At 69.2% G+C, this 16,439-nt stretch carries 19 protein-coding genes and 1 pseudogene; 14 read left to right on the top strand and 6 right to left on the bottom strand.

Annotated features, from left to right (window positions below; translation table 11 throughout):
* Window positions 1-180 precede the first annotated feature (180 nt).
* Genes JOF29_RS08125 through JOF29_RS08110 form a run of 4 tightly spaced genes read left to right on the top strand, consistent with a single transcriptional unit; the run spans window position 181 to window position 3,510 of the window.
* Window positions 181-903 (top strand): SDR family NAD(P)-dependent oxidoreductase, encoded by a 723-nt coding sequence (locus JOF29_RS08125; protein ID WP_209693607.1) that lies wholly within the window; start codon window positions 181-183, stop codon window positions 901-903.
* Window positions 876-1,628, top strand: a complete 753-nt coding sequence (locus tag JOF29_RS08120; protein WP_281067217.1) for a FadR/GntR family transcriptional regulator — start codon at window positions 876-878, stop codon at window positions 1,626-1,628. The genes JOF29_RS08125 and JOF29_RS08120 overlap by 28 nt, the downstream gene beginning before the upstream one ends.
* A complete protein-coding gene (dgoD, locus tag JOF29_RS08115) occupies window positions 1,625-2,770 on the top strand; it encodes a galactonate dehydratase (protein WP_209693606.1) in 1,146 nt (381 codons plus the stop codon). The genes JOF29_RS08120 and dgoD overlap by 4 nt, the downstream gene beginning before the upstream one ends.
* A gap of 8 nt (window positions 2,771-2,778) precedes the next feature.
* Window positions 2,779-3,510 carry a hypothetical protein gene (locus JOF29_RS08110; RefSeq protein ID WP_209693605.1) on the top strand — a complete coding sequence of 244 codons (732 nt, stop codon included), beginning with the start codon at window positions 2,779-2,781 and terminating at the stop codon, window positions 3,508-3,510.
* Between the two features lie 2 nt (window positions 3,511-3,512).
* Here JOF29_RS08110 and JOF29_RS08105 read toward each other — a convergent pair whose 3' ends face one another.
* Window positions 3,513-3,698, bottom strand: a complete 186-nt coding sequence (locus tag JOF29_RS08105; protein ID WP_209693604.1) for a hypothetical protein — start codon at window positions 3,696-3,698, stop codon at window positions 3,513-3,515.
* 101 nt (window positions 3,699-3,799) lie between these two features.
* On the opposite strand from JOF29_RS08105, the gene JOF29_RS08100 reads away from it, so the two are divergent.
* Window positions 3,800-4,420: a bifunctional 4-hydroxy-2-oxoglutarate aldolase/2-dehydro-3-deoxy-phosphogluconate aldolase gene (locus JOF29_RS08100; RefSeq protein ID WP_209693603.1), complete on the top strand. Its 621-nt coding sequence runs from the start codon at window positions 3,800-3,802 to the stop codon at window positions 4,418-4,420.
* A 61-nt stretch (window positions 4,421-4,481) separates the two neighbouring features.
* Entirely contained in the window at window positions 4,482-5,480 is a 999-nt protein-coding gene (locus tag JOF29_RS08095) for a sugar kinase (protein WP_209693602.1), read from the top strand.
* Between the two features lie 57 nt (window positions 5,481-5,537).
* Here the strand turns inward: JOF29_RS08095 and JOF29_RS08090 are convergent, their stop codons facing one another.
* Window positions 5,538-6,074: a helix-turn-helix domain-containing protein gene (locus JOF29_RS08090; protein ID WP_209693601.1), complete on the bottom strand. Its 537-nt coding sequence runs from the start codon at window positions 6,072-6,074 to the stop codon at window positions 5,538-5,540.
* A gap of 55 nt (window positions 6,075-6,129) precedes the next feature.
* On the opposite strand from JOF29_RS08090, the gene JOF29_RS08085 reads away from it, so the two are divergent.
* Window positions 6,130-7,035 (top strand): alpha/beta hydrolase family protein, encoded by a 906-nt coding sequence (locus tag JOF29_RS08085; RefSeq protein ID WP_209693600.1) that lies wholly within the window; start codon window positions 6,130-6,132, stop codon window positions 7,033-7,035.
* Here the strand turns inward: JOF29_RS08085 and JOF29_RS44375 are convergent.
* Together JOF29_RS44375 and JOF29_RS42805 are read right to left on the bottom strand one after the other, a co-directional pair.
* On the bottom strand, window positions 7,032-8,516 hold the full coding sequence (locus tag JOF29_RS44375; RefSeq protein WP_209693599.1) for an ATP-binding protein: 1,485 nt from the start codon (window positions 8,514-8,516) through the stop codon (window positions 7,032-7,034). The two genes, JOF29_RS08085 and JOF29_RS44375, sit on opposite strands and share 4 nt — an antisense overlap.
* On the bottom strand, window positions 8,516-9,439 hold the full coding sequence (locus JOF29_RS42805; RefSeq protein WP_307863206.1) for an NAD(P)/FAD-dependent oxidoreductase: 924 nt from the start codon (window positions 9,437-9,439) through the stop codon (window positions 8,516-8,518). The genes JOF29_RS44375 and JOF29_RS42805 overlap by 1 nt, the downstream gene beginning before the upstream one ends.
* Before the next feature lie 68 nt (window positions 9,440-9,507).
* Here JOF29_RS42805 and JOF29_RS42800 point away from each other — a divergent pair, with 68 nt between their 5' ends.
* Window positions 9,508-9,840, top strand: coding sequence for a hypothetical protein (locus JOF29_RS42800; protein WP_245357493.1), 333 nt, complete (start codon window positions 9,508-9,510; stop codon window positions 9,838-9,840).
* Window positions 9,841-9,872: 32 nt separating this feature from the next.
* On the opposite strand, the pseudogene JOF29_RS42795 reads toward JOF29_RS42800, so the two are convergent.
* Window positions 9,873-10,178 (bottom strand): annotated as a pseudogene (locus tag JOF29_RS42795) (response regulator); the annotation flags it as partial.
* Between the two features lie 348 nt (window positions 10,179-10,526).
* Window positions 10,527-10,874, bottom strand: coding sequence for a hypothetical protein (locus JOF29_RS08070; RefSeq protein ID WP_209693598.1), 348 nt, complete (start codon window positions 10,872-10,874; stop codon window positions 10,527-10,529).
* Between the two features lie 166 nt (window positions 10,875-11,040).
* On the opposite strand from JOF29_RS08070, the gene JOF29_RS08065 reads away from it, so the two are divergent.
* The 6 genes from JOF29_RS08065 to JOF29_RS08040 all read left to right on the top strand — a co-directional run bounded on the left by JOF29_RS08065 (window position 11,041) and on the right by JOF29_RS08040 (window position 16,343).
* Window positions 11,041-12,126 (top strand): helix-turn-helix domain-containing protein, encoded by a 1,086-nt coding sequence (locus JOF29_RS08065; RefSeq protein WP_307863205.1) that lies wholly within the window; start codon window positions 11,041-11,043, stop codon window positions 12,124-12,126.
* A 22-nt stretch (window positions 12,127-12,148) separates the two neighbouring features.
* Entirely contained in the window at window positions 12,149-13,285 is a 1,137-nt protein-coding gene (locus JOF29_RS08060) for a branched-chain amino acid aminotransferase (RefSeq protein WP_307863204.1), read from the top strand.
* 35 nt (window positions 13,286-13,320) lie between these two features.
* Window positions 13,321-14,286, top strand: a complete 966-nt coding sequence (gene ligD, locus JOF29_RS08055; protein WP_209693596.1) for a non-homologous end-joining DNA ligase — start codon at window positions 13,321-13,323, stop codon at window positions 14,284-14,286.
* Window positions 14,287-14,737: 451 nt separating this feature from the next.
* Entirely contained in the window at window positions 14,738-14,935 is a 198-nt protein-coding gene (locus JOF29_RS08050; RefSeq protein ID WP_209693595.1) for a hypothetical protein, read from the top strand.
* Between the two features lie 78 nt (window positions 14,936-15,013).
* Window positions 15,014-15,970, top strand: coding sequence for a proline racemase family protein (locus JOF29_RS08045; RefSeq protein WP_209693594.1), 957 nt, complete (start codon window positions 15,014-15,016; stop codon window positions 15,968-15,970).
* 49 nt (window positions 15,971-16,019) lie between these two features.
* A complete protein-coding gene (locus tag JOF29_RS08040; protein WP_209693593.1) occupies window positions 16,020-16,343 on the top strand; it encodes a putative quinol monooxygenase in 324 nt (107 codons plus the stop codon).
* Window positions 16,344-16,439 lie beyond the last annotated feature (96 nt).

Raw genomic sequence — 16,439 nt, 5'->3', positions numbered from 1 at the left:
GCCTGAACTCCTGAGCTCTGCCCGACCGGCGTGCCAGTCGAGTACGTGGTGTGTTGCGGACGATCTTGCGGCGGCCCGTCACGGGTGTCAATATTAATTCGTAAATTACGAGCAAATCGCTTGACCGGGCGGCGCCGTCGCGGTGAACTGATGCCCTAACTGGACTCTGAGGAGGCGCGCGTGCGGCTGGCTGGGCGGGTGATCGCGGTGACCGGGGCCGCGTCGGGGATCGGTGCGGCGTGCGCCGAACGGGCGCTGGCCGAGGGCGCGCAGGTCGTGCAGGTGGACATCCGGCCCTGCAAGGAGCTGCCGGGCAGGGCGATCGCCGTGGTCGGTGACGTCGCGTCGCCGGACACTTGGGCGGAGGTGCGGTCCCGCGGCCGCGACGAGCTCGGCCCGATCGACGGTCTGGTCAGCAACGCGGTCGTCATCGACGTGAAGCCGGCACACGAGCTCTCCCCGCCGTCCTGGCAACGTCAGCTCGACGTCAACCTGACCGCCGCGTTCCTCGGTTTCCGGGCGCTGTACGACGACCTCGTCGCGGGCGCCGGCTCCGTCGTACTGGTGTCATCGGTGCATGCGATCGCCGGGCTGCCCGGACATCCGGCGTACGCCGCGACGAAGGGTGCACTGGTCTCGCTCGGACGCCAGCTCGCCGTCGAGTACGGTCGGGACATCCGCGTGAACACCGTGCTCCCGGGCCCGGTCGTGACGGCGCTGTGGGACCGCGTCGACGCCGAGGCCCGCGAGCGCAGCGCCCAGGCGACCGCGCTGAAACGCCTCGGACAGCCGGACGAGGTGGCACAGGCGGTGGCGTTCCTGCTGTCGTCCGAGGCATCGTTCGTGACCGCCACCAGCCTGGTGGTCGACGGCGGATGGTCGGCTGTGAAGGATTCGGCGTGAGGGAGAGCAGTGTGACGGGGATTCAGCGCGGGTTGCACGGACAGATCGTGGAGGAAATGGCACAGCGGATTCTGTCCGGGACGATCCCGGAGGGGGCGACCATCAGCGTCACCGAACTGCAGGCCGACCTCGGCGTCAGCCTGACCGCCGTACGCGAGGCACTGAAGGTGCTGACCGCCAAGGGGCTGGTCGACGCGCGGCAGAAGCGCGGCACGTTCGTCCGGCCGCGCGCGGACTGGAACCTGCTCGACGCAGACATGATCCGCTGGCACTTCAAGGACGCCGACGCGCGCCCCGAACTGCTCGAGGAGCTGCACGAGGTACGCGGCATCGTCGAGCCGGCCGCCGCCCGGTTGGCCGCCGTACGAGGTGACGACTCGCATCTGGCAGCCCTGGAGGCGGCGCTCGCGGCGATGGAGTCCGCGGGCGACGACCTCGCCGCGGTGGTCGCCGACCTCGCCTTCCACCGGGCGTTGCTCGCGGCAACGGGTAACGAGCTGCTGACCAAGATGGAAGTGATCATGGAGACCGGGCTCGCCGACCGCGACCGGCTCGTGCACAAGGTCAAGCCGTCCGACGACCCGGTGCCGAGCCATCGGCGAGTCGTGGACGCGGTCCGCGCACACGACCCGGAGGGCGCCGAGCTCGCGATGCGCGAACTGCTGGCGAAGGCGGCCGAGGACCTGACCGAGGTCCGCGGCTCGTCTCGTAAGGGGCGCCGGTGAAGATCGAGCGGATCGAGACGTTCCTCGTCCCGCCGCGCTGGCTGTTCTGCCGGATCGAGACGAGCGACGGCGTCGTCGGGTGGGGCGAGCCGGTGGTCGAGGGTCGTGCCGAGGTCGTCCGGGCGGCGATCGACGTACTGGCGGAGTACCTGATCGGCCAGGATCCGCTGCAGATCGAGCGGCACTGGCAGGTGCTGACGAAGGGCGGGTTCTACCGCGGCGGGCCGGTGCTGAGCAGCGCGGTCGCGGGCCTGGACCACGCGCTGTGGGACATCGCCGGCAAGGTGTACGGCGCTCCGGTCGCGGCGCTTCTCGGCGGGCGGGTGCGGGATCGGGTCCGCGTGTACGCGTGGGTCGGTGGCGACGAGCCGTCCTCGATCGGCGAGGCCGTCGCCGAGCAGGTCGCCGCGGGGATGACGGCCGTGAAGATGAATGCCGGCGGGCGACTCCAGGTGTCGCCGTCCGTTGCCGAGATCAACGACATCGTCACGCGACTGTCCGCCGCTCGTTCCGTTCTTGGCGACTCGCGCGATGTCGCGATCGACCTGCACGGGCGGGTCGGGGTCGCCGGCGCGCGACGCATCCTGCAGGCCGTCGAGGGCCTGCAGCCGATGTTCGTCGAGGAACCGGTGCTGCCGGAACAGATGGCGCATCTGCCCGAGGTGGTCGCGACCTCGACCGTTCCGGTAGCGCTCGGCGAGCGGCTGTATCACCGGTCCGATTTCATGGCGCCGTTGAACGCGGGGGTTGCGGTCGTCCAGCCAGACGTCTCCCATGCCGGCGGAATCTCCGAGCTCCGCCGAATCGCCGTACTGGCCGACACCCATGGCGCGCTCCTTGCCCCACACTGCCCGCTCGGCCCAATCTCGCTGGCGGCTTCGTTGCAGGTGTCGTTCAGTACGCCGAACTTCCTCATCCAGGAGCAGAGCAGGGGCATCCACTACAACGTGACAGGCGACCTCACGTCGTACGTCGTGGATCCGGCACCGTTCACCTGGGTCGACGGGCACGCGGAGTGGAATCCCCTGCCAGGCTTGGGAATCACGGTCGACGAGGACGCTGTCCGGGCCGCGGACCGCGCCGGTCACACGTGGCGCAACCCGCTCTGGACCCACGACGACGGCTCCTTCGCAGAATGGTGACCGCTGCCGTGGCGGTAGACCTTGCAGATGGGGGGCGCTGGACGTCGCTCCGGCTCGGTGGACGCGAGTGGTTGTGGGACGGGCCGGGGCTCGTCGACGGCGCCCGTACCGGTATGACGACCTTCGTCGACGCGGGCGGGGTGGACGAGTGTTTCCCCACCGTCCGCGGCACACCTGACCACGGCGCCCTCTGGAACCAGCGCTGGGGCCCGTCGGTCTCGTACGACGGCGCAACCCTCTCCCGTACCTTCTCGACCGGCCATGACAGCATGACCGTCGACTACCACCTCCAGGCGGTCCCGGGCTATCGGTTCGTGTGGGCTGCGCACGCACTCCTCGACTGTGTGCCCGGCGCAACGATCACGGCCGACTGCTCCGAGTGCCGTCTCTACCCCGACGACGGCCCGTGGATCACCAGCACCTGGCCGGCGGTCACGACGTACGGCCCCACCGACGGTACGGCGGTCGGCGCGGTTCTGGTGGACTGCCCGACGGTCTCGGTCCGCGACCGCGGCGCCGAACTCACCATGACACTGAGTTGCCCGGGGCAACCGACCTCCACCGCGGTGTGGCGCAACCAGGGCGGTTTCCCGGCCGAGGCACCGTACCGAAGCCTCGGCGTCGAGCCCATGCTCGGCAAGGTGTTCGACCTGGCAGCGGCCGGTCCCGACGACGCCGCAGTGGTCCCGGCGAGCGGCGAACTGACCTGGCGGTTGGTACTGTCCGCCAGGCCGGTCTGATGTCACCCGAGCGGCAGATCGAGTACGGCGTCGGGCACCGACGTGCTGTTGGTGGTGCGGATGCTGTCGATCTCCGCCGACGTCAACGCCCAGACGTTGTCGTCGTAGGCCTTGGTGGTCTGCACGGAGGCGGCGTTCCCGCCGGTGGTGATCAGTCCGCGGAGCGAATGCCTCCTGAAAGTAACCAACAGGGCGTGTTTTCTACTTGGAAAGTTAGCCACAGATCGGGTGTCCACACCAGAGATGATGGGACGTCCTATGTCTAACCCGATCACATAGGTTGGAGACCATGGATCTGCTTGCCGAACTCCGGAGCCGGAAACTGCTCGCGATCATCCGCGCCGACCGCGCGGACACCGCACTCGACTGCGTCGAGACCCTGATCGAGGCGGGCATCACCGCACTCGAGATCTCGCTCACCACCCCCGGCGGCGTCGAGGCGATCGCGAAGGCGCGCTCGCTGTACGACCCGCACATCCTGATCGGGGCCGGCACCGTCGTCACCGCCGACCAGGCCGACCAGGTCGCCGCCGCACACGCCGACTTCTCCGTCACGCCCGCGATCACCCGCGGCGCGCACCGCTCGGTCGAGCTCGGCGTCCCGCTGCTCTGCGGCGCACTCACCCCCACCGAGGTGATCGCCGCCCTCGACCTCGGCGCCACCGCGGTGAAGATCTTCCCCGCCAAACTGCACGGTCCCGGCTACCTCTCCGAACTCCGCGCCCCACTCCCCGACGCACCGCTGATCGCCGTCGGCGGCGTGGACGCCCAGTCCGCACCGCAGTACCTCGCCGCCGGCGCCCTCGCGGTAGGCGTAGGCTCCCCGCTCCTGGGCGACGCCGCCACCGGCGGACCGCTGGCAGAACTGTCGATCCGAGCCAGCACCTTCCGCACCGAACTCGGCATCTGACCGACGGCACCTCCCATCACCCAGCGACCCGCAGGTCGCCTCAGTCCTCGGAGTACGTGAGATGACAGATCTGCTGACGCTTGGCGAGACGATGGTTTCGGTGCGGACCGGGCGGCCGATGCGGCTGGGCGGGGACGCGCAGCTGTCGATCGCCGGCTCCGAGAGCAACGTGGCGATCGGGGTGGCCCGGCTCGGGCACGACGTCACCTGGTTGAGTGCCGTCGGCAACGACGAACCGGGCCGGCTGATCCAGCGCACGCTCCGCGCCGAGAACGTCGACGCCCGGGTCCGGTTCGCCGACGACGCGTTCACCGGGTTCATCGCGTTCGACCAGCCGTCGCACGACATCACCCGGGTCAGCTACCACCGCCGCGGATCCGCCGCCTCCACCCTCACCCCCGACGAGACCACCGCCGCCATCACCGCGCTGTCTCCGACCTTGCTCCACATCACGGGCATCACCCCGGCGCTCTCGGACACGGCACGAGCGGCGACCCTGGCCGCCGTACGCACAACCACCGCCCAGGTCTCACTCGACGTGAACTACCGCGCCCGCCTCTGGTCCCGCGCCGACGCCGCGACCGCTCTCCGCGAACTCCTCCCGCACATCCACACCGTGTTCGCCTCCGACGACGAACTCGACCTGCTCACCGACGCCGAAGACCCGATCGCCGACCTGCTGAACACCGTCCAAACCGTCGTAGTGACAGCCGGCGCCAAGGGCGCCTGGTCCCACACCAAGACCACCGCAACCCCCACACCCGACGCAGCGCGGAGCGCATCCGCGATCGACGCGGCCCTGGGCGGGTCAACGGCCGAGGTGCTCACGATCCACCGACCCGCTCTCCCGGTCACGGTCGTCGACAGCATCGGCGCCGGCGACGCGTTCGTCTCCGGGTACCTGTCCGCCACCCTCGACGACCTCTCCCCCGAGGCCCGCCTCGACCGCGCCACGACCTCCGGCGCGTTCTGCGTCACGGCGTACGGCGACTGGGAATCCCTCCCCACCCGCGAAGACCTCACCCTCCTCACCCACGCCCAAGGCACCGCCCTCCGCTGAGCAGCCTGCCCCGCCTGACCACCACCCCGGACCATCCGTCGGGCCCCGGCGGGTGACCTAGGGGCTGTCGCCTTCGGTGGGGAACAGGATCGGGCTGAGGAGGTAGCGGGAACGGTCGGGGGTCGCTTCGTTCGACAGGACCGGCAGGATCGCGGCGCGCATGCCTTCGATCAGCTGGTGAAGCTCCGCCTGCGTCAACCAGATGGCGTGCTGCCGATAGCCGACCAGGTCGGCGATCGGGTCCGCGCCGTCGCGTTCCGTGTACGCCGTGAACTCCGCGAGCATCGCCGCCATCGCCGCCGCGAACCCGCGCTGGTGGTCCTGGACGGTCACCTGCTCGAGCTGTTCGGGAGTGATCGAGGCCCGCTCCTGCCGCAGCCGGAAACGTCGCTCGACCGCGCCGCGAACCCGCCGTTCCTCCGCGACCTCGAGGACCCCGCCCTCGGCGAGCAGCTCGACGTGCCGGTACAGCGTCGCCTTCGACACGTCCGCGATCCGCTTCCCCAGCTCGGCGGTCGTCAGCTCGCGGCCGCCGCGCAACGCGTGCACGATCCGCAACCGCACCGGATGCCCCAGCAGTTCCAACGGACCCATGGCGTAACGATCTCACGCCGTGCTACCTTTCTCAAACAATGAGAAAGGTATCGCGATGACGCCCTGGACTCCCCCGCCGTACGCCGACCCGGCCACCTTCACCGAACGCGACATCACCCTCGACGCGGACGGCCACACGGTCCCCGGAACGTTGACCCTGCCCACGGAACCGACCGGCCGCGGCGTAGTCCTGCTGACCGGCGGTGGTCCTTACGACCGCGACGAGACCAGCGGACCCAACAAGCCGATGAAGGACCTCGCGTGGGGCCTGGCCACGCAAGGCGTTGCGGTACTGCGCTTCGACAAGGTGACCGCGAACCGACCCGAGGCGATGGCCGCGCCGGGGTACACGATGACCTCGGAGTACGTCCCGCACGGGATCGCCGCGGTACGCCTGCTCGCCGAACACGTCGACCAGGTGTTCCTCGCCGGGCACAGCATGGGCGGCAAGATCGCTCCGCAGCTCGCCGCCGAGGAACCGCTCGTCGCGGGCGTCGTGATCATGGCCGGCGACACCCAGCCGATGCAGCACGCGGCCGTCCGCGTCATGCGCCACCTCGCCCGGGCCAACCCCGAAGCCGTCCCACCCGAGGCCGTCGCACTCTTCGAACGACAGGCGATCGCGGCCGACACCGTCACCCCGGACACCCCGTCGTCGGACCTGCCGTTCGGTATGCCGGCGTCGTTCTGGCTGGATCAGCGCGCGTACGACCCGGTCGCGACGGCCGCGAAACTCGACGTACCGATCCTTGTCCTGCAAGGCGGTCGCGACTACCAGGTGACCGTCGCCGACGACCTCCCCGCGTGGCGCGCCGGTCTCCCGAACGCGACGATCACCGTCCTGGACGCGGACAACCACGTGTTCTTCGCCGGCACCGGCCCGTCCACGATGGCCGACTACCAGATCCCCGGAAACCTGGACCCGGCAGTCGTCACCGCCATCACCGGCTGGTTGCCTTAAGCAAGTAGCGCGGGATCCGACTCCAGCTCTCGTTCGGGCTCGAGTGGGAGCACGATCTTGAAGACCGTACGGCCCGGCGCGGACTCCACGCGGAGGTCTCCGTGGTGCTTCTTGACCACGATCCGCCAGGAGATGTCCAGCCCGAGCCCGGTCCCTTCGCCGATCGGCTTCGTGGTGAAGAACGGCTCGAAGATCCGCCGCCGGATCTCCTCCGGGATGCCCGGCCCGGTGTCGCCGATCTCGACCACCGCGTACGCACCGTCCAGCCGGGTGCGGATCGTCAGTGTCCCGGAACCGCCCATCGCGCTGACCGCGTTGTCGATGATGTTCGTCCACACCTGGTTGAGCTCCGCGGCGTACGCCGGGATCGCGGGCAGCTCCGGGTCGAACTCCTTGACGATCTCGTACCCCTGGAGCTTGCCCGACATCATCACCAGCGTCGACTTGAGCAGCTCGCGCAGATCCACGGTCTGGTACGGCGCCCGGTCGATCTGCGAGTACTGCTTGGCGGCACCAACGAGTGTCGAGATCCGGGTGACCGAGTCGTCGATCTCGTTCATCAACGACTCGGTGTCGATCGTGTACATCAGCCACCGGACAGCACCTTCGAGGTACTTCGGGCCGACGGCCGTCAGCACCTCCTCCATCCACGGCACGTCGAGGCCTGCCTGGGCGAGCACCGGTGCCACGTCCCAGCTCGCCTGGACTTCGTGGTCGTCGAGCCAGTCGGTGAGCGTGTCCTCGCGGTCGGACAGCTCCATCGGCGGGATGTCCTTGTCCTTGTTCTTGTCCAGCCGCTCGACCGCGTCGTCCTGCAACGCGACGATCTGGTGCAGCTTGGTCGCGTCGAGCGTACCGTCCGCGAGCATCGCCAGCTTCGACCGCATCCCGGAGACCCGCTGCCGCAGCGTCGCCGCGGCCCGGACCGCCGCGGCCGCCGGGTTGTTCAGCTCGTGGGTGAGTCCCGCGGACAGCGATCCGAGGGCGAGCAGCCGCTCGCGCTCCCCCAGCGTCTCGTTGGTCCGGCGCATGCCCATCACGAAGCCCTCGATCAGGTGCACCGCCATCGGGAACCAGGTGTTCATCATCGTCGCCATCGTCTCGGCGCCGATCACGAAGAACTCCGACGGCTGCGTGACCTGCATGGTCGCGGTGTACGACTTGTGGTCGTTGGCGCCGAAGAACGCGTTGAACGCCCCGGAGTACACCCCGCGCTGGCCGGTCCGGTTGATCTCCACGAGCTCGCCGTGGGAGAGCTTGCAGAGCCGGATCTCACCGGTGAGCAGGACGTAGCAGCAGGTCGCCTCGTCGCCCTCGTTGAACACGATCCCGTCGTGCACTTCCTCGACGTGCCCGGCCTCCGAGAGCCACCGCAACTGCTCGTCGCTGAGGCTCTCGAACAGGAACAGCGTGCGCAGGTCGTCAGGAGTCAGCCGGCGCGGTTCCACAGCTTCCACAGCCTCCACAGCATGGTCAGTCATCAGAGCATCTCCAGGTATCGGTGCACCAGTGTCACGGCCATCGCCCCGTCGCCGACCGCTGACGCGACCCGCTTCACCGATTCGGCCCGTACGTCGCCCGCGGCGAACACGCCCGGCATGCTCGTCTCCAAGTGGTACGGCTCCCGCTCCAGCACCCAGCCCGGCGGTCTGCCGTGCAGGTCGGGTCCGGTGAGGACGAAGCCACGCTCGTCGCGGAGCAGGTCACCGGGCAGCCAGTCCGTCCGCGGGGCCGCGCCGATGAACACGAACATCCACTCCGTGTCCACCTCGCGCTTCTCCCCGGTCTCGCTGTTCAGCAGGGTGAGATGTTCCAGGTGCTCCGAGCCCATGCAGGAAACGACCTGCGTGCAGGTGTGCACCTCGATGTTCTCGATCTCGTCGATCTGATCGATCAGGTACGACGACATCGTCGCGGTGAGCGATGGTCCTCTTACCAGCATATGCACGCGTTTCGCATGCCTGGCGAAATAGACCGCGGCCTGCCCGGCGGAATTCGCCCCGCCGATGATGTAGACCTCCGAACCGGCGCACGCCGGCCCTTCGGTGGTGGCCGATCCGTAGTAGATGCCGCGGCCGCACAGGTCGTCGACGCCGGGCGCCTGGAGCGTCCGGTACGAGACGCCGGTCGCCAGGATCACCGAGTGCGCCGAGATCTCGCTGCCGTCCGCGAACACCAGCCGCCGCGCGTTTCCGAGCGTGTCCAACCCGACCACCTGCCGGGTCGTCAGCAGCTCGGCCCCGAACCGGACCGCCTGCCGTCGCGCCCGGTCGGTGAGCTGCGCGCCGGACACCCCGTCCGGGAACCCGAGGTAGTTCTCGATACGGCTCGACTGCCCCGCCTGCCCGCCCGTCGCCAACTGCTCGACGAGGACAGTCCGCAGGCCCTCGCTGGCGCCGTACACCGCGGCCCCGAGGCCGGCCGGGGCCGCCGCCGACCACGACCAGGTCGTAGAAGTCCTTCGCCGGCGCGGTGGTCAGCCCGACCTTCTCCGCCAGCTCGGCTTCGGACGGCGCGATCATCACGCTCGCGTCAGGTGTGATCACGACCGGCAGCGTCGTACCATCCACGTCGGCCGCGTCCAGGAGCCGCCTGGCCTCCTCGTCGTCGACGTTGAGCCAGCGGTACGGCACGGCGTTCCGGGCGAGGAAGTCGCGGGCCGCGAACGACGGCGCCGACCAGCGGTGGCCGATCACCCGGGTCTCGTCGCCGGACGGCTCCGGGGTCGCCCTCCACAGGTCGAGCATCGCGTCGACCACCGGATACAGCTTCTCCTCCGGCGGGTTCCACGGCTTCAGCAGGTAGTGGTCGAGGTCGACCACGTTGATCGCCTGGATCGCGGCGTCGGTGTCGGCGTACGCCGTCAGCAGCACCCGGCGGGCCAGCGGGAACAGGTCCATCGCGGCCTCGAGGAACTCGATGCCGGACATCTGCGGCATCCGGTAGTCGGCGAGCAGCAGGGCGACCGGCTCGCCGCGGAGCTTCAGCTCCTTCAGCGCGTCGAGCGCCTGCGCCGGGCTCTCCGCCCGGACGATGCGGTTCGCCTCGCCGTACCGACGGCGGAGGTCACGGGCTATCGACCGGGAAACGCCGGGATCGTCGTCCACGGTGAGGATCACCGCACGGGTCGTTGACGCTGTCATGCCTCCTTCATACCAGCGCGGACCTACAACAGACATCGGTAATCCACAGGCTCCGGCCCGGCTCGCGGGGGCGGCGCGCGAGCCGGACCAGTCCAGGGATGGAAGGCGAGGTACGGCGCGTGGCTTCACCAGGCAGTCGAGCGCCTCGTGCACGGCTGCCGGGGCGGTGCAGCCGTTGCCCGCGCTGAGAACGACCGCAAGCCATCGCACAGCCATTTAGTAGAGACGTTCCATAACCCCCGGTCAACGCATCACGACGGCGGGTACCCGACGCTGTCGGGAATCAGCCGCCACGTCAGCAGTCTGCAGACAGTTCCAATCGGCAGAAGGCCTCACCCGCAACGGCATCTACGGACCGCAGTTCAGGCAGGGCCAGAGGTGGCCGCAGTGGGTGCAGAGGCCTTCGGGGGTTGGGGGTGGTAGCCAGACGGTGGGGGTTGGGGTTGTGAGGGTGGTGTGGTCTGTTGGCGGAGGTAGGGGTGCGGGGGTCCAGTGGAGTTGGGTGCGGGCGTCGGGGGCGTGGGTGGCCAGCAGGGCGGGGATGCCGGCGTCCCAGGTGGCGGTGCTGGGCCACGGGCCGCGCCAGCGGAGGGTGGCTGTGCCGTCGGACCACTCCACGCCCTCGGCGAGGATCGCGGTGGGGTTGGTGTGGCGGACCAGACGGAAGAGGCGGGCCTGGGGCTGCAGCGGGTTCATTTCTTCACAGTTGCCCAGAACGCACTGCGGACAACAGGTGTTTGCTGTGGGCTGTGGGAACAGCCCACAGCCCCCATGCCCTTGTTTTGAACGGTTTTTGTCGGCGAGGGCTTGTAGCTTTACCGGCACGCACCACATGAGCTCGAAGCGCGAACGGGGTGGTCCTGTGACTTTCGGTTCCCTACTGCGGCAGTGCAGGCAGACGGCCGGGCTGAGCCTGCGGCAACTGGCAGCACAGGTCGGGTACGACCACAGCTATCTGTCGCAGGTGGAGCGCGGGCAGCGGCCGGGCTCTGCCGACCTGGCGCGGCTCTGCGACAAGGAGCTCGGCACTGCCGGCCGGCTGACTGCCACGTTCGAGCAAAGGACTGCCCCATACGGGCAAAGGCCTGCGCGGACAGGTCAGTCGCGGCCGGAGCCCGACCCGTTGGAGGCGGCTTGGCGGGGGCTGGTCGGCACACTCGACGCCGGCGACCCGGCCGAGCTGTTCAGCGACTGCCGTACGGTGCCTCCGGCTGCACTACTGCCTGCCCTGGCGAGTCAGCTGCGCGGCGCAGACGGCACGGAGGCGGCCGAGCTGAGCACGCTGATCGCGGAGACGCTGACCAGGCTGGACGACCGCCGTACTGCGCGTCGCTGGTGGTGGGCCGCCCGTGCGGCCGCGGACAGCGTCGGTAGCGGGGCGGCTGTGCGCGCCAAGGAGACGATCAGCGGATTGGCCGAGCGCCGGCCGTTGCCCGAGCTGCTGGAGCTAGCCGAACAAGCGGTCGGTCTCGATCGTCAGAGCTACTTGCCGCGCGCCGCGCGAGCACTGGTCCTGGCTGAGCTCGGCCGGCGTCAGGAGGCACACCGTGCGTTGCAGGAGTTGATCGGCATCGGCGACGGGCTCGCTCCGACGTACCAGCTGCACTGGGCCGAGGGACGCGTGTGCACTCTGCTTGGGTACGGCGTGGCCGGCTGTGTGCTGCTGGAGCGCGCACGGGAGCTCTGCCCGGAGAGCTGGGTCGGCGATCGCGCGAGGCTCGACTTGTGCCTTGCCGAGTGCCTGGCGGTTGCGGGAGAGGCGGCGGCCGGCCTGGCGATGGCCCTGCGTGTACTGGTCGACCTACCGGACGAGTGGCACGACTCCTTGGTGTACGACGCTGCCGAGCGGGTGCTGCACGTCGTACAGGCACAGCCGGGCTCGGCCGAGCTGACGTGGTGGCTGGCGCGGAGTGGCCGGAGTGTGGGCGGTGGGTCGAGGTGGAGGTGAGGGCCGGGGTAGCGTGCGGTGAGTGACAGGTGAACAGCAAGCAACGCTGGTGACAGACGCATGGGACTTCGCGGTCGAGCTGCGGAGTGACCCGGCCAGTGCAGAGGCCAGGGCTGCCGTACTGGCGGACCCGGCGTTCGGGCAGTCCTTCACGGACCACATGGTGGTTGCCAACTGGTCGGCCGACCGCGGCTGGCACGGCCCGAAGGTCACGGCGTACGCACCGCTCTCGCTCAGCCCTGCGGCTGCTGTCTTCCACTACTCGCAGGAGATCTTCGAAGGCCTCAAGGCGTACCGGCACGCGGACGGTTCAGTGTGGGCCTTCCGCCCGGACCGGAACGCGGCCCGGTTCACCGCGAGCGCTGAGCGGCTTGCACTGCCCCAACTGCCGGAAGAGGAGTTCGTCGCGGCGCTGCGGGCTCTGGTGACCGTTGACGAGGCCTGGGTGCCGTCAGCCGAGGACGGGGAGACCAGCCTCTACCTGCGGCCGTACATGATCGCCACCGAGGCCGCCCTGGCCGTCCGGCCCTCCAACGAGGTGCTGTTCGGCGTCATCGCCTCACCGGCCGGCCCGTACTTCAACACCGGCCCGAAGCCCGTCTCGATCTGGCTGACCACCTCCACGATCCGCGCCACTCCGGGCGGGACCGGTGCGGCCAAGTGCGGCGGCAACTACGCGTCCAGCCTGGCCGGCCTGGCCGAGGCGGTGGCGAACGGCTGCGAGCAGGTCGCGTTCGTCGACGCCGTCGAGCACAAGTGGCTCGAGGAGATCGGCAGCATGAACATGTTCTTCGTGTACGCCGACGGCCGGATCGCCACCCCGGAGCTGTCCGGCTCGATCCTCGAGGGCGTCACCCGCGCCTCGGTCCTCGAACTCGCCGCCGACCTCGGCCACCCGGTCGAGGAGCGCCGGATCTCGGCCGACGAATGGCGCGACGGGATCCGCTCCGGCGAGATCACCGAGGTCTTCGCCTCCGGGACCGCCGCCGTGATCACCCCGATCGGCCGCCTCGCCTGGCCCGACGGCGACCTCACCATCGGCGACCACACCGTCGACCACGGCGTCGGCCCGATCACCGCCAAGATCCGAGACACCCTCCTCGACCTTCAGTACGGCCGCATCCCCGACACCCGCAACTGGCTCACCCGCCTCGCCTGATGCCGTTTGTCCCCGGCGCCGGTTAGGTTGGCGTCATGGCCGAGTCCAAGGCGAAGTCTCCGGCGGTCGAGCTGGAGGTGGGTGGTCGGACCGTTCGGGTGTCCAATCCTGAGCGGGTGTACTTTCCTGCGCGGGGTGAGACCAAGCTGGATCTGGTCAAGTACTACCTGTCCGTCGGGGACGGGATCGTGAACGCGCTGCGGGAGCGGCCGTGCATGTTGCACCGGTTCCCGGAGGGGGTTTCGGGCGAGAAGGTGCATCAGAAGCGGTTGCCGCACGGGGCGCCGCCGTGGATGGAGACGGTGCGGGTCAAGTTCCCCCGGTACAACCGGACCGCGGACGAGCTGTGCGTCACCGAGATCGCGCACGTGGCGTGGGCGGTGCAGATGTCGACGGTCGAGTTCCACCCGTGGAACTCGCGGCGCGCCGACACCGAGAAGCCCGACGAGTGGCGGATCGACCTGGACCCGATGCCCGACTGCCCGTTCGATCGCGTACGCCGGGTCGCGCACACCGCGCACGAAGTACTCGACGAGCTCGGCGCGGTCGGCTACCCGAAGACGTCCGGCGGCAGCGGTATCCACATCTACGTCCGCGTCGAGCCGGCGTACGGCTTCACGGATGTACGGCGGGCCGCGCTCGCGTTCGCGCGGGAGGTGGAGCGGCGTACACCGGAGGACGTGACGACCACGTGGTGGCGCAAGGATCGCGACCCGCGGCTGGTCTTCGTCGACTACAACCAGAACGCCCGCGACCACACGATCGCCAGCGCGTACTCGGTGCGCGGTAACCCGGAAGGCACCGTGTCGACCCCGATCCGCTGGGACGAGGTCGACGACGTGCACCCGAAGGACTTCACGATCGCGACAGTCCCTCAGCGGTACGCCGAGCTCGGCGACCTGCACGCGACGATCGACGACAACCCCTACTCGCTCGACACCCTGATCGAGTGGGCCGACCGCGACGAATGCGAAGGCGCCGAGGCCCCACCCGAGGACTGACGGCGGACCTGCCCCACTCACCAACCCGGTCCCTGGGCGTTCGCGACGCGGGCCCGTACGCGTGACCGGCATGGATGGCACACGCTTGGTGAGTGGCACACGTCCGGAGCCCGGACCATCAGTGCAGATCTTGGACTCAGCTGCCGCCTACGAGGCATGCCCGTCGAGTTGGCGACGCGCGGGCGGCGGCAGCTGCTCGGGACCACCGGGGCGCCGGCGACGGACCGCCGGATAACTTTTCGACACAGCACGAATACGCGGGGTGGTGACCCCTTGGCCGGGTTAACGTCAAAGTCCCCCCAACGTGTGGAGGTCCCACTCCCCCCGGGACCCACACGGACAAGCGCCCCGATCATCGATCGGGGCGCTCTGTTTTTCTCTTGTCGCCGGTGTCGATTCCGGCCCTCCCGGTTCGACGTACCAGTAAGAGCGACCAAAGGAGAGGGTCAGAATGAACACCACCACCGACACCCGGAACATGATCATCACGATGCTCGCCGAGGGCAGCCCGGTCTGGTACGTCGCCGGCATGGTGAACATGCGCAGCCACGACGTCTACCTGATCGGCCGCGAGGCCGGATACCCCGACAAAGCCCAACTGCGCCGAGCGGTCTGGGCCGCCCGGAACCGGGTACCGCAAGCCGCCTGACCCCATCCGCTCAGGCCGCTCGAACCGCTGCCGTCCCCTACCCGGGACGCAGCGGTTTCGTTTGTCTAGGGTGAGTGGGTGGACGATGTCAACGTTGTGGATTACCACACGGCCGGGGAGCCGTTCCGGATCGTGACCTCGGTGGAGATCCCGGGTGCGACGGTCGCGGACCGCCGGGTCACGGCGCAGTCGTCCTCGGAGGTCGATGCCGTCCGGCAGTTGCTGGTCAACGAGCCACGCGGTCATGCCGACATGTACGGCGGATTCGTCGTACCGGGTGACGACGACGGCGCGGACTTCGGCGTGGTGTTCTGGCACAAGGACGGGTACTCGACCGCGTGCGGGCACGGGACGATCGCGCTCGCGACCTGGGCCGTGGCCACCGGTCTGGTCCCGGCGGGCGAGGTCGTCATCGACGTACCGTCCGGACGGGTGACCGCACAGGTCGGACCCGATGGTGTTGCCTTCCGCAACGTTCCGTCGTACGTGCTTCGGCGCGGGGTGCAGCTGACGACGTCGCGGGGAGAGGTGACGGCGGACATCAGCTACGGCGGGGCGTTCTACGCGTCCGTTCGCGCCTCGTCGGTCGGCCTCTCGGTGACGCCGGCGTCGTACGCGGACCTGATCGCGATCGGCCGCGAGATCAAGTGGGCGCTGGACCCGGTCGCCGTGCACCCGACCGATCCGCGGCTCAGCGGCCTCTACGGCACGATCCTGTACGACGACCTCGGCTCGTGGGAGGAAGGCCCGCACCAGCGCAACCTCGCGGTCTTCGCCGACGGTGAGGCCGACCGCTCCCCGTGCGGCTCCGGTACGTCGGCCCGCCTCGCGCTGCTGTACGACGAGGGCCGGCTCAGGCCTGGGCAGACGCTCCGCCACGAGTCGATCGTCGGTACGACGTTCCGCGGTCGGGTGGTCGAGGAGACGCCGGACGGCGTGATCACCGAGGTCGCCGGGAACGCCTATCGCACCGGCAGCGCGACGTTCACCCTCGATCCGCGCGACCCGTTGGGCACCGGGTTCGTCCTGCGCTGATCTCAGATTGCGACGGCGCTTGCCGCGGAGGCCCGCTAGGTTGATCCTCATGATCTTCATTACCGCGAAGTTCCGGGTGAAGCCCGAGCACGCCGAGGACTGGCCGTCGATCACCGCCGACTTCACCGCCGCGACCCGCGCGGAGCCCGGCTGCCTGTGGTTCGACTGGTCGCGCTCCCTCGACGACACCGACGAGTACGTGCTGATCGAGGCCTTCGCCGACGACGAGGCCGCGACCCACCACGTCACCTCCGACCATTTCAAGGCGGCCCAGCAGCACCTCCCGCCGCACCTGGTCAAGACCCCGCGCATCGTCAACTTCAAGGTCCCGCAGGACGACTGGTCAGAGCTCGGCGAACTCGCCGTGAAGTGAATCTCTGATCAACCGAATCGACCACTTCGAGCGTCAGTAGAACGGGCTCACGTTGATGACGGCGTAGAGTGACTGAGCTGTTACTGACTGATACGG

Source organism: Kribbella aluminosa (assembly GCF_017876295.1).
Classification (GTDB): Bacteria; Actinomycetota; Actinomycetes; order Propionibacteriales; family Kribbellaceae; genus Kribbella; species Kribbella aluminosa.
The sequence above is the reverse complement of the archived record's forward strand: the minus strand, read 5'-3'. Positions and strand labels throughout refer to the sequence as shown.